Here is a 13,207-nt window from a genome sequence, read left to right as displayed (position 1 = left end):
GACTCGGGCAGCCAATGAAGCGAAATAAGAACATATCAGGAACAAATGCAATGAGCGAGTCGATCAAAAGTCTCGCCGCGCTGAAGCGGCATATCGCGGCGCTGGACCGGACGCCAGCGCCGACGGTCGGCTGTGCCCGGCTTGCGACCGGCCATGCCGGGCTGGACGCGGCGCTCGACGGCGGCCTCCTGCGCGGGCGGGTGCATGAACTGTTCGGCGCGGCGGAGGAGGAAGGGGCGGCGGCTGGCCTGGCGCTGATCCTCGCCCGGCTGGCGGCGGATGACGCACCCCTGCTCTGGCTGCGCACCATGGCTTCGGCCAAGGCGGGCGGATCGCCCTATGGCCCCGGCCTCGCCGCGCTGGGGCTGGATCCGGCCCGGCTGCTGATCGGGCTGATGGCCGATGACGCGATGCTGCTGCGCGCGGCGGTGGAGGGACTGCGTTGCCCCGCCCTCGGCGCGCTGCTGATCGAATTGCGTGGGCGTGCCCCGCTGCTCGACCTCACCGCCAGTCGGCGACTGGCGCTGGCCGCCGAACAATCGGGCGTCACCGCCTTCCTGCTGCGGGTCGGCGGCGATCCGGTGCCCAGCGCCGCGGAAACCCGCTGGCAGGTGGCGGCCGCCCCATCCGATCCGCTGCCCGGCAATGCGCCGGGGCACAGTGCCTTCGCCCTCAGCCTGCTACGGCGACGGGCGGGGCCGGATGGGCTGGCCTGGCGGCTGATATGGGATGGCGAGAAAGGGGCTTTTGGAGACGGACGGCATGAACGCCATGAGCATGGACAGGACGGACAGCAGGACGGCGCGCCGCTATCTGGCGCTCTGGTTCCCCTTCCTGCCGATCGATCGGCTGCGGATCGCGCGGCCTGATCTCTGGGCCGCGCAGGGCGATTCGCCCGCGGTGGTGGTGGAAAATGTCCGCGGCGCGATGCGGCTCGCGACGCTGGATGCCGATGCGCTGGCGGCGGGCCTTACCACCGGCATGACGCTGGCCGATGCGCGCGCCCGCGAGCCGGAGTTGCGCGTGTTCGAGGCCGATCCCCATGGCGACCAGGATTGGCTGGAGCGGCTATGCGACGGCTGCGCCCGCTACACCCCCAATGCCGCGCTCGATTCCGGCCATGGCCTGATGCTCGACATCAGCGGATGCGCCCATCTGTGGGATGGCGAAGCGGAACTGGCGCAGGCCGCGACCGACCGGCTGGAACGGCATGGCATGCGCGTGCGCCACGCCATCGCCGCATCGCCCGAGGCCGCCCATGCGCTCGCCCGTTTCCCCGCCGCCCCCGCGCCTGACGAGGATGCGGCGGTGCGCCGCCTCCCGGTCGAGGCGCTGGAGCTGGAGGCGGAGAGCGCGGTGGCTCTCCGCCGGGCAGGACTGCGCACCGTCGGCGATCTCGCCGCGCGCCCGGCCGCCGCGCTCGCCGCCCGCTTCGGCGAGGAGGCTGTGGACGCGCTCCATGCACTGCTGGGCCTGGGCCATCGCCCGCTTGCCCCACGCCGCCCGCGCCCGGCGATCCGGGTCGAACGGCGCTTCGCCGAACCGATGGGCAGCAGCGCCCATGCGATCAAGGTCGTGGCGGAGATGGCAGCGGAAGCCGGCGAACAACTGGCCGAGCGCGGCCAGGGCGGCCGCCGGTTCGAAGCCGTCTTCTTCCGCAGCGACGGCCTCGCCTTCCCGATCCGGGTCGAAACCAGCCTGCCGATCCGCGACGCGCCCGCGATCATGCGCCTGTTCCAGGAACGGATCGACAGCCTGTCCGACCCGCTCGATCCCGGCTTCGGCTTCGACATGCTGCGCCTCACCGTGCCGCGCGCCGACCCGATGGCGGCGACCCAGCTCGCGCTCGAAGGGGGCGAGGCGCGCAAGAGCGAGGGCGTGGAGGCGCTGGTCGATCGCCTGTCGATCCGCGCCGGGCGCGCGCGCATCCAGCGGCTGGAACCACACGACAGCCATATTCCCGAACAGGCGCAGCTGGCGCTGCCGGCGGTCGAGCATCGCGCGCCCGAAGGCTGGGTGCCGGTCGGCGAGCCCGGCGATCCGCCGATGCGCCCGCTCCATCTGTTCGATCCGCCCCAGCCGATCGATGTGATCGCGGAAGTGCCCGACGGCCCGCCCCACCGTTTCCGCTGGCGCCGCACCCTGCATGAAGTCACCCGGTTCGAAGGGCCGGAGCGGATCGCGCCGCAATGGTGGCAGGCCAAAGACGGCGCGATCGAAGGCGAAAGCACCGGCCGCACCCGCGACTATTATCGGGTCGAGGATGCGCGCGGCCGCCGCTACTGGATCTTCCGCCACGGCCTCTATGGCGCGGAGACGGTCCATCCCGGCTGGTATATCCACGGCCTGTTCGCATGAGCGGCCGGCGCCCGCCGCCCGACCCCGCCAAACCCCGATCGATCGACCGGCGCGAATTGAACGCGAGCGAAGCAGCCCGAGAAAAAACCAAACCCGCCCCGCCGCGCCCGGCACAGGCCGAGCCCCCCTTCGCCGAACTGGTCGCCGCCACCAATTTCTCCTTCCTGCGCGGCGCCTCCCACGCCAGCGACATGGTGAAACGCGCCATGGCATTGGGCCTCACCGGCATCGGCATTGCCGACCGCAACAGCGTCGCCGGCGTGGTCCGCGCCCATGTCGCCCTCAAAAAGGCCCCGGAAAAGGCGCGCGCCGCCCTGATGAAAGCCAGGGAAGAGGCCGGTCTGCCGCTCATGCTTAGCCCGGAAGAGGAACAGGGCTGCGAGAGCGATATACGCCTGGTGGTCGGCGCCCGGCTGGTGTTCGTCGACGGCACGCCCGACATCATCGCCTATCCGCGTACCCGGCGCGGCTGGGGCGAACTCACCAAATTGCTGACGGTCGGCAATCTCCGCTCGATCAAGGGCGACTGCATCCTGCGCTATGAGGATCTGACCGGTCATCTCGACGAATTGCAACTGATCGTCCTGCCCTATGCCAGCGCGACCGAGCAGCAGGCGCATCGCCACCCGGTCGATTATGATTTTGCCGATCGTCCGCCCGGCGAAGCGATCCGCCAGAAGCATCTGAGCCTGGTGCCGCCGCCGCGCCCGACCGAACTGGAAGCCCTGTTGCTGCGCCTCCATCGCCTAGCCCCTGGTCGCATCTGGCTGGGCGCCGCGCTGCGCCGCGACGGGCGCGATGCGCGACGGCTGGCCGGCTTCACCGATCTGGCGGCGCAGACCGGCGTGCCGCTGCTGGCGACGATGGACGCCCTTTATGCCAGCCCCGAACAGCGGCCGCTGCAGGATGTGCTGAGCTGCATTCGCGAGGGCACGACCATCGCCAGGGCGGGCAGGAAACTGGAGGCCAATGCCGAGCGCCATATCCATGCCCCGGCCGAGATCGCCCATCTGTTCCGCACCTGTCCGCAGGCGGTGGCCGAAACGATCCGCTTCCTCTCCACCATCCGCTTCACCCTGGACCAGCTGCGCTACGAATATCCGCACGAGCCGGTGCCGGAGGGCTGGAGCGCGCAGCAATGGCTGGAGGAACTGACCGTCAGCGCCGCCCATGCCCGCTATGGCCCGGTCATCCCCCACAAGGTGCGCACGCTGATGGACGAGGAGTTCAAGCTGATCGGCGAGCGCAACTATGCCTATTATTTCCTGACCGTACACGACATCGTCGCCTTCGCGCGCAGCAAGGGCATATTGTGCCAGGGGCGCGGATCGGCGGCCAATTCGATGGTCTGCTTCCTGCTGGGCGTGACCTCGGTCGACCCGCAACAGCATGACCTGCTCTTTTCCCGCTTCGTGTCGGAGGAGCGGGACGAGCCACCCGACATCGACGTCGATTTCGAACATGAGCGGCGCGAGGAGGTGATGCAATATATCTATGAGCGCTATGGCCGCCATCGCGCGGGCATCGCCGCGACCGTGATCCATTATCGTTCGCGCAGCGCCGTGCGCGAGGTCGCCAAGGTGCTGGGCCTCAGCGAAGATGTCGCAACCCGCCTCTCCAGCACCGTCTGGGGCAGCTATTCGGGCGATGTCGGCGACCAGCGCATCGTCGAGGCCGGCTTCGCGCTCGACAACCCGCAGATCATGCAGCTCCGTGCGCTGATCGGCCAGTTGCTGGACGCCCCCTTTCCCCGTCACCTGTCGCAGCATGTCGGCGGCTTCGTGCTGACCCAAAACCGGCTCGACGAGACGGTGCCGCTCCATCATGCGGCGATGGCCGACCGCAGCTTCATCGAATGGGACAAGGATGATATCGACGCGCTCGGCCTGATGAAGGTCGACATATTAGCGCTCGGCATGCTGACCTGCATCCGCAAGGCGTTCGACCTGATGCGCGACCATGGACTGGGCGACCATCGTCTGACGGTCGACCTCAATTCCAGCGACCCGGCCGTCTATGACATGCTCTGCACGGGCGAGAGCATCGGCGTGTTCCAGGTCGAAAGCCGGGCCCAGATCAATATGCTGCCGCGCCTCAGGCCGCGCACCCTCTATGACCTGACCGTGCAGGTGGCGATCGTGCGGCCCGGCCCGATCGAGGGCGACATGGTCCATCCCTATCTGCGACGGCGGTGCGGCGAGGAAAAGGTGACCTATCCCTCGCCCAGTCCCCAACATGGCCCGGCGGATGAACTCAAGGCCCTGCTTGGCAAGACCTATGGCGTCCCCCTGTTCCAGGAACAGGCGATGAAGCTCGCCATCACGGCTGCCGAATTTTCCAATGTGGAAGCCAACCAACTCCGCCGCGCGATGGCGACCTTTCGCAATGTCGGCACCATCCATCATTTCCGCGAGAAGATGATCAACGGCATGACCGCGCGCGGTTATGAGGCGGAGTTTGCCGCGCGCTGCTTCAAGCAGATCGAAGGGTTCGGCAGCTATGGCTTTCCCGAAAGCCATGCCCTGTCCTTCGCCCGGCTGGTCTATGTCTCGGCCTGGATCAAATGCCACCAGCCCGCCATTTTCGCCTGCGCCCTGCTCAATTCCCAGCCGATGGGCTTCTATGCCCCGGCCCAACTGGTCCGCGACGCGCGCGAGCATGGCGTCGCCATCCATGATGTCGACGTCAATATGAGCGGCTGGGACAATGGCCTGGAACCGTTGCTGCGCAGCCGTCGCGCGGACAAGGGCGAAGGCACCGGCCGGGCGCTGGCGCTGCGGCTTGGCCTGCGCCAGGTCGATGGCTTCCGCGAACAATGGGCGGCGCAGATGGTGGCGGCGCGGGCGCAGGGCGGCCTTTTCACCAGCATCGAGGATATGGCCCGGCGCGCCGGCCTGCCCGCGCGGGCGCTGCGGCTGCTGGCCGATGCCGATGCCTGCCGCTCGTTGGGGCAGGACCGGCGCACCGCCCTATGGGAGGCGCGCCGTACCCCCTCGGACGAACTGCCCCTGTTCGCCGCCGCCCGCCGGCACGACCGCGCTGCGCGCGAACTGGGGGAGGAGACGGATGCGATGCTGCCCGCCATGCCGCTCGCCGAACAGGTGATGGACGATTATGCGGTGACCCGCCTCTCGCTCAAGGGCCATCCGATGCAGTTCCTGCGTCCGGTGTTCGCGGCCGAAGGCGTGCTGAGCTGCGCCCAGACCAGCGCGGCGAAGAATGGCGCGCGCGTCCGCACCGCCGGCGTGGTGCTGGTGCGCCAGCGGCCGGGCAAGGGCAATGCCGTCTTCATCACCATCGAGGATGAGACCGGCATCACCAATATCCTGCTCTGGGCGCGCCTGTTCGAGCTGCAGCGCCGCTCGGTCATGGCCAGCCGGCTGATGCTGGTCGAGGGCGAGGTGCAGCGCAGCAAGGAAGGCGTCGTCCATCTGATGGCCAGCCGCATCCACGACCGCACCGCCGACCTCAACCGATTGTCGCAATCCGAACCGCCGATACAGGCCGCCCCCGCCGCCCGTCACCCCCGCGACGTGCGCATTCTACCCAAATCGCGCGACTTCCATTGAGATTGCAAGGACGGCTAGCGGCGATTCACTATCGTCGGCTTGTTCGATCGTCGGTCAGAAAAGCGGACCTCGCCGGTTCCGTCATCCCGGACTTGATTCGGGATCCATTCAGCGCTCCCCATCCGCCATAGCGCAGAATGGATCCTGACTTTCGTCAGGATGACGCCGGCTAGAACTTGCAAGAAACGACCAGAAGCGGACGTTTCCAGTTCCTCCCCAAGCTTGCTTGGGGAGGATTTTCGGACAGTCCGCTTCCCACCCATCCTATACCACCGGCGTCAGCAGCGCTTCCCCGGCGAACCAGGCGTCCAGATTGGCGACCACCAGGTCGGCCATCGCCTTGCGGGTGTGGACGGTGGCGCTGCCCTGATGGGGTTGCAGCACGACATGGTCCATCGCGAACAGCGCTTCGGGCACATGCGGTTCGTGCGCGAACACGTCCAGCCCCGCGCCGGCGATGCGCTTGTCGGCCAGCCGCTCGACCATCGCAACCTCGTCGATCACGCCGCCCCGGCTGATGTTGACGATGACGCCGTCCGGCCCGAGCGCGTCCAGCATCGCGCCATCGACCAGCTTAGCCGCTTCCGGCCCGCCCGACGTGGCGACGATGATGACCTCGCTCTGGCGCGCAAAGTCGATCGCGTCGGCGACATAGCGATAGGCGGTGTCGGCTGCCGGCTTGCGATTATGATAGAGGATCTCGCCGGCCACCGGCTCCAGCCGCTTTGCGATCGCCCGGCCGATCCGGCCCAGCCCCAATATGCCGATGGTCGCGCCGGTCACCCGGCCCGCCAGCGCCGGCTTTTCGCCCCGCGCCCAGCCGCCCGACCGCACCAGCCGATCATTCGCCGCGATGTTGCGCACCGTCGCATAGAGAAGGCCAACGGCCAGGTCCGCGACATCGTCGGTCAGCACATCAGGCGTATTGGTGACGCGGATGCCCTTTGCGCGGGCATGATCGATATCGACCTTGTCATAGCCGACCGAGAATAGCCCGATCATCTCCAGCTTCGGCAGCGCGTCCATGATGGCGGCGGGCGCCCCGACCGATCCGAAGCTGACCAGCGCGCGCGCCTCCAGCACCTCGGCCGGCAGCGCGGACAGATCCGCATCCGCCGCCACATTATGGACGGTGAAGCGCTGCTCCAGTTGGTCGGTCAGATAGGGATAGAGCGGGCCATAGGCGACGATGGTCGGGCGGGTCTGATCGGTCATGCCCTCCATCTAGGCACGGCGCAGGCCGATCGCCACCCCGCCCCGCCAATTGACAGCCTCTTTCCCTCGTCTTAGCCCGATGTCATGGCCAGCGTTTCCCCTGACACACGTTTCGGCCTGCGCCGCCAGGCCCGCCTTCCCGGTCCGCTGCCGCTGTCGAGCGGCGCCAGCCTGTCCCCCGTCGACATCGCCTATGAGACCTACGGGCAGATGAATGCGGACAAATCCAACGTCATCCTGATCTGCCACGCGCTGACCGGCGACCAATATGTCGCATCGGACCACCCCGTCACCGGCAAGCCCGGCTGGTGGTGGCGGATGGTGGGCGAAGGCCGGCCGGTCGACCCGGCGCGCCATTTCATCATCTGCTCCAACGTCATCGGCAGTTGCATGGGATCGTCCGGTCCCGCCAGCATCGATCCGGCGCTGGGCGATCCCTATGCGATGCGCTTCCCGGTGCTGACCATCGCCGACATGGTGCGGGCGCAGGCGATGCTGCTCGACCATCTGGGCGTCGATCGGCTGGCGGCGGTGATCGGCGGGTCGATGGGGGGCATGCAGGCGCTGACCTGGCCCACGCTCTTCCCCGACCGGGTCGAACGCTGCGTCGTCATCGCCTCGACCGCGCGGCACAGCGCGCAGAATATCGCCTTTCACGAGGTCGGGCGCCAGGCGATCATGGCCGATCCGTTCTGGCGCGGCGGCGACTATTATGCCGATGGGAAGGTGCCGAGCGCGGGCCTCGCCGTCGCCCGCATGGCGGCGCATATCACCTATCTCTCCGAAGCGGGCTTGACCGAGAAATTCGGGCGGCGGCTGCAGGGGCGTGACGCCAAGACCTTCGGCTTCGACGCGGACTTCCAGGTGGAGAGCTATCTGCGCCATCAGGGGCTGAGCTTCGTCGAGCGGTTCGACGCCAACTCCTATCTCTACATCACCCGCGCCATGGATTATTATGACATAGCCGAGGATCATGGCGGATCGCTGGCCAAAGCCTTCACCGCGACGCGGGCGCGCTTCTGCCTCGTCAGCTTCGATACCGACTGGCTCTATCCCACCGCCGAATCCCGCGCGATCGTCCATGCCCTCAACGCCTCGGGCGCGCAGGCCAGCTTCGTTGAACTATCCAGCCCCTTCGGCCATGACGCCTTCCTGCTCGAAAGCCCGGAACTGAACCGGGTGGTCGACGGCTTCCTGCGCGGTGGCCGGGCATGAGCGATCTTCTCCGCCCCGATCTGGCGCTGATCGCCCGCACCGTGCGGCCCGGCACGCGGGTGCTGGATGTCGGCTGCGGCGACGGCGCGCTGATGGCGGCGCTGCGCGACACCAGCCAGGTCGACGCACGCGGGCTGGAGATCGACGGCTCCAATGTCGCCGCCGCGGTCGGCCGCGGCCTGTCGGTGGTGCAGGGCGACGCCGACACCGACCTGGCCTATTATCCCGACGCCAGCTTCGACTATGCGATCCTCAGCCAGACGCTGCAGACGACCCGGCGCCCCGACCTGGTGGTGGAGGAATTGCTGCGCATAGGCCGCCAGGCCTTCGTCTCCTTCCCCAATTTCGCCCATTGGCGCGGCCGCCTGTCGCTGCTGTGGGGCGGTCGCATGCCGGTGACGCGGCTATTGCCCGACACCTGGTATGACACGCTCAACATCCATCATGTGACGGTCGATGATTTCCGCGCGCTGGTAAAGGATCGCGGCTGGACCATCGACGGCCAGTGGTTCCTGAAAGGGGACAAGGAAACCACCCATGCGAACGCCAATCTGTTCGCTGAACATGCGGTGTTCCTGCTGCGCAGATAGGCGCCCGTCAGGCCGGCACCGCTTCCACGAACGGCGCGATCACCGCCCGTGCCCGCGCGACATAGTCGGCCTTTTCGCCCACCGGTGCGACATAATGGAGCGACGCTTCCGCATCCGCCATCGATCCGCCCCGCGCGATCATCCAGGCGGCGAGATAGGGCGCCGACAGGCAGCCGCCCGCCGTCGCGACATTGCCATGGGCGATGAAGGGCGCGTCGATCACCCGCACCCCCGCCTCCATCACCCAGGGCTTGGTGGTCAGGTCGGTGCAGGCCGGCAGGTCGCCGACCAGGCCCAGCTTCGCCAGCAGCAGCGTGCCCGAACATTGCGCCCCGATCAGCTGGCGCGCCGGGTCGAGCGCGATCCGTCCCAGCATGGCGGCATCGGCCGCAATCTCGCGCGTGCGGATGCCGCTGCCGACCAGCACCGCGTCCGCCTCGGCCGCAAAGTCCAGCGGCCGCTGCCGCTGCACCCTCACCCCGTTCATCGACGTCACCGTCTCGTCGGGCGCGGTGATATAGGCGGCCCAGCCCTGCGGCTTCATCCGGTTGAGGATGGCGGCGGCGATGAAACTGTCCAGTTCGTTGAACCCCTCGAACGTCAGTATCGCAATCTGCATTGGTCATCCTCCTGTGCCGTCACTCGCCTGCCATAGCCGCTTGCCCGGCCACGCCCATGGCCAGTTTGCAGGCCATGGCCCGGCCAGATATCGCCACCGCGCCCGCCCTTCCCCTTTACGCCGCCGCCCCCGCCGGGCCATGTTCCGCGCACAAGAGGAGAGGCGATGGACCGGGATTATGGCCGCTGGGATTATATCATCCTGGGCGCGGGCAGCGCGGGATGCGTGCTGGCCAACCGGCTGAGCGCCGATCCGCGCAACCGCGTGCTGCTGCTGGAGGCCGGCGGCAAGGATGACTGGCTGTGGATAAAGATCCCGGTCGGCTATCTCTATTGCATGGGCAATCCGCGCACCGACTGGTGTCTGAAGACCGAGGCCGAGGCCGGCCTTGGCGCCCGCGCCATCGCCTATCCGCGCGGCCGGGTGATCGGCGGCAGCAGCTCGATCAACGGCATGATCTACATGCGCGGCCAGGCCGCCGATTATGATGGCTGGCGCCAGGCCGGCAATATCGGCTGGGGCTGGGACGATGTCCTGCCCTATTTCGTGCGGGCGGAGGATCATCAGGACGGGGCCAGCGCCACCCATGGCGCAGGCGGCGAGATACGGGTCGAGCGGCAAAGGCTGCGCTGGGATCTGCTCGACCGTTTCCGCCAGGCCGCCAGCCAATATGGCGTGCCCGAAACCGCCGACTTCAACGGCGGCGACAATCTGGGCTCGGGCTATTTTCAGGTGACGCAGCGGCGCGGCCGGCGCTGGAGCGCGGCCGACGCCTTCCTGCGCCCGGCGATGAACCGCCCCAATCTGCGCATCGTCACCGGCGCGACGATCGACCGGGTGACGATCGCGCAGGGCCGCGCCACCGGCGTGCGCTTCCTGCTGGACGGCGACGCCTGCACCGCGCAGGCCGATGGCGAAGTCATCCTGTCGGCCGGCTCGATCGGCAGCCCCGCCATCCTCCAGCGATCGGGCATCGGCGACGGCGCCCGGCTAGCCGCACTCGGCATCGACGTGCTGGCCGACCGGCCGGGCGTCGGCGAAAATCTGCAGGATCATCTCCAGATACGCTGCGCCTATCGGGTGAACGGCATCGCCACCCTCAACGGCCGGGCCGGATCATGGCTGGGCAAGGCGTGGATGGGCCTGCACTATCTGGCCAGCCGCTCCGGGCCGCTGTCGATGGCGCCCAGCCAGCTTGGCATGTTCGTCAAATCCGACCCGCGTCATGCCACCGCCAATCTCGAATATCATGTCCAGCCCTTGAGCCTGGCCGCGTTCGGTGGCGCGCTCGACGCCTTTCCCGCCTTCACCGCCAGCGTCTGCAACCTGCGCCCGCACAGCCGGGGCGATGTGTGGATCAGGTCTGCCGATCCGCTCGCCCCGCCCGCCATCCGCCCCAATTATCTCTCCGCCGCCGAAGACCGCCAGGTCGCGATCGAGGCGGTGCGCGTCACCCGCGCGATCGTCGGCCAGCCGGCCCTCGCCCCCTATGCGCCGCAGGAGTTCCGGCCCGGCCCGGAGCGGCAGGATGACGCCGCCCTGCTCGAAGGGATCGGCGCGATCGCCAGCAGCATCTTCCATCCGGTCGGCACCGCCGCCATGGGCAGCGGCCCGCGCGCGGTGGTCGACCCGCAATTGCGCGTCCATGGCCTTGCCGGGCTGCGCGTCATCGACGCATCGGTGATGCCGACGATCACGTCGGGCAACACCAATGCGCCGACCATGATGATCGCGGAAAAGGGGGCGGAGATGATCCTCGCCGCCGCCCGTTCCTGAGCTTTCTGGCCTGAGCTTTCGCGCCTCAGTCAGCGCCCGGTTGCCGACGCTCCCGTGCGATAGCCCGGCTGGGCCGGTTCGCCGAACGCCGCCAGGATCGTATCGAACCGGCGGGCCAGGTCGTCGCGATATTCGGGATGGGTAATGATATAGGGCTGGTCCTGCTCGACCGCGCGCACCACCGCCCGGCCCAGCCAGATCGGCTCCATCATGTTGGCGCGAATCTGCGCCAGCCGCGCCGGGTCCATCGCGCCCGGCCCGACCGTGTCGGATTCCGACATGCGGCTGCGGGTCAGGCCGGGGAACAGGGTGGAGACGCCGACGCCATGGGGCGCCAGTTCCTGCCGCAGCGAATCCGACAGGCCCAGCACGCCGAACTTGCTGGCCGAATAGGCGGCGAACAGGCCGAAGGGGTTGAGCCCGTTCATCGACGATGTGTTGACGATATGCCCCGCGCCCCGGTCGACCATCGCCCGCGCGAAACAGGCGATGCCATTATAGACGCCGGTCAAGTTGACCGCGACCAGCCGGTCGAAATCGGCCGGGTCCATGTCGATCAGCGGCGCGAAGCCCGACGCGATCCCGGCATTGTTGCAGAGGATATCCACAGGCCCGAAGCGCGCCTCCGCCGCCGCTTTCGCCTGCGCCCAGCTGTCGCGGCTGGTGACGTCGATCGGCAGCGCCATCGCGTCCGTCCCCGCCGGCAGCTTCGCCGCCTCCGCTTCGGCGAAACCCGCGTCGATATCGGCCAGGATGATGCGCCCGCCCTGCTCGGCAAAGGCTTGAGCCATCCCTGCGCCAATGCCGCCGCCACCCCCGGTGATGAATATCGTTCTGCCTGCGATCTGCATCCTGCCCTCCTTTATATTTACAACAATAGTGTCGCAAATTAAGGCTGGCAGGGAAAGGGGCTATTGGCCCCGGCTATAACTGCGCGTTTCCCCTTCCGATGCCAGCTTCTTGTCCAGCATCCCGGCGGCGCGGTCGGCATAGCGACGGCAGGCGGTCGGATCGATGAAGGCATTGGGCACGCGCTTCGCCCGCAGGCGCGCCAGCTTCGCCGGGTCGGCCGGATCGGGATGAGCGGTGATCAACAGGTCGCAGTCCATTACGCCCACCTTGGCAAAGGTCGCGCGAAAGGCATCGACCACCGGCCGGTGCGCCGGATCGGAAAACGCATAGCCATCGGCCGCGATCGGATTGAGGCTGGAGCCGAAGACCATGGTCGCGCATTGCCGACCCTCGCAGCTTTTCCAGCGCCAGCTCATGCTGCCCATCGTATGGCCCGGCGTCGCGACGGCGGTGATGACCGTGTCGCCCAGCCGGATCTCCTCCCCATCCTTGACCGCGCGCAGCCGGCGCACGGCGGGAAAACGCTCCAGCCAGGCCGCCTGCGGATCGGCCGGATCGATGCCGCCAGTGCGCAGCACGGCCGCCGCCGGCGCGCTCGCCACCACCGTCGCGCCACTGTCGCGGGCCAGCGCAGCCAGCCCGCCAGCATGGTCGAAATGCGGTTCGGTGCTCAGGATCAGCTTCACGTCGCGAATCGAAAAGCCCAGCGCCCTGATGTTCGCCTCCACGTCGCGCACCGCCTGCGGCACCGCGCCGTCGATCAGGATCAGCCCGGCACTCGTCTTGATGAGCGCGACATTGAGGCCGCCGAACCCGACCAGATAGGTCTGGCCATGCAGCCGGACCGGCGCCTGCGGCGCCAGCCAGCGCTTGGACGAGGCCAGTGCGATCGGCCGCAGCAGTGGATCATCCGCCGCCTTCGTCCAGGCCGGCCCGCCCAGAAACATCGCAGCCATGCTGATACCTACGCCCATCCAGTTGCGCATCGTCCTACCCCTATATGCTTGGTGATG

General features: G+C 68.1%; 10 protein-coding genes. 6 read left to right on the top strand and 4 right to left on the bottom strand.

Features of this window, described 5'->3' with window-relative positions:
* Positions 1-50 precede the first annotated feature (50 nt).
* Genes AC0KVN_RS11020 through AC0KVN_RS11010 form a run of 3 tightly spaced genes read left to right on the top strand, consistent with a single transcriptional unit; the run spans position 51 to position 5,927 of the window.
* Positions 51-869 (top strand): ImuA family protein, encoded by an 819-nt coding sequence (locus tag AC0KVN_RS11020; RefSeq protein ID WP_063976440.1) that lies wholly within the window; start codon positions 51-53, stop codon positions 867-869.
* Positions 763-2,358: a Y-family DNA polymerase gene (locus AC0KVN_RS11015; RefSeq protein ID WP_483656109.1), complete on the top strand. Its 1,596-nt coding sequence runs from the start codon at positions 763-765 to the stop codon at positions 2,356-2,358. The genes AC0KVN_RS11020 and AC0KVN_RS11015 overlap by 107 nt, the downstream gene beginning before the upstream one ends.
* A complete protein-coding gene (locus AC0KVN_RS11010; protein WP_483656108.1) occupies positions 2,355-5,927 on the top strand; it encodes an error-prone DNA polymerase in 3,573 nt (1,190 codons plus the stop codon). Before AC0KVN_RS11015 ends, AC0KVN_RS11010 begins: the two co-directional genes overlap by 4 nt.
* Positions 5,928-6,191: 264 nt before the next feature.
* On the opposite strand, the gene AC0KVN_RS11005 is transcribed toward AC0KVN_RS11010, so the two are convergent.
* Complete coding sequence (locus tag AC0KVN_RS11005; protein WP_483656107.1) at positions 6,192-7,151, bottom strand: 2-hydroxyacid dehydrogenase; 960 nt, start codon at positions 7,149-7,151, stop codon at positions 6,192-6,194.
* A gap of 75 nt (positions 7,152-7,226) precedes the next feature.
* Between AC0KVN_RS11005 and metX the strand changes: the two genes are divergently transcribed.
* Positions 7,227-8,357, top strand: coding sequence for a homoserine O-acetyltransferase MetX (metX, locus tag AC0KVN_RS11000; RefSeq protein ID WP_435566957.1), 1,131 nt, complete (start codon positions 7,227-7,229; stop codon positions 8,355-8,357).
* On the top strand, positions 8,354-8,947 hold the full coding sequence (gene metW, locus AC0KVN_RS10995) for a methionine biosynthesis protein MetW (protein WP_010337324.1): 594 nt from the start codon (positions 8,354-8,356) through the stop codon (positions 8,945-8,947). The genes metX and metW overlap by 4 nt, the downstream gene beginning before the upstream one ends.
* 7 nt (positions 8,948-8,954) lie before the next feature.
* On the opposite strand, the gene AC0KVN_RS10990 is transcribed toward metW, so the two are convergent.
* Positions 8,955-9,566, bottom strand: coding sequence for a DJ-1/PfpI family protein (locus AC0KVN_RS10990; RefSeq protein WP_435566956.1), 612 nt, complete (start codon positions 9,564-9,566; stop codon positions 8,955-8,957).
* Positions 9,567-9,731: 165 nt separating this feature from the next.
* On the opposite strand from AC0KVN_RS10990, the gene AC0KVN_RS10985 reads away from it, so the two are divergent.
* The gene (locus AC0KVN_RS10985) at positions 9,732-11,342 is read left to right on the top strand and encodes a GMC family oxidoreductase (protein WP_435566955.1); all 1,611 of its coding nucleotides are present in this window, start codon (positions 9,732-9,734) and stop codon (positions 11,340-11,342) included.
* A 29-nt stretch (positions 11,343-11,371) separates the two neighbouring features.
* Here the strand turns inward: AC0KVN_RS10985 and AC0KVN_RS10980 are convergent, their stop codons facing one another.
* Both AC0KVN_RS10980 and bla read right to left on the bottom strand, forming a co-directional pair.
* Positions 11,372-12,193, bottom strand: coding sequence for an SDR family oxidoreductase (locus AC0KVN_RS10980; RefSeq protein WP_278983637.1), 822 nt, complete (start codon positions 12,191-12,193; stop codon positions 11,372-11,374).
* 60 nt (positions 12,194-12,253) lie between these two features.
* Entirely contained in the window at positions 12,254-13,180 is a 927-nt protein-coding gene (bla, locus tag AC0KVN_RS10975) for a subclass B3 metallo-beta-lactamase (RefSeq protein ID WP_435566954.1), read from the bottom strand.
* Between the last annotated feature and the right edge of the window lie 27 nt (positions 13,181-13,207).

It is taken from the genome of Sphingobium sp. SG1, from assembly GCF_057063145.1.
The sequence above is the reverse complement of the archived record's forward strand: the minus strand, read 5'-3'. Positions and strand labels throughout refer to the sequence as shown.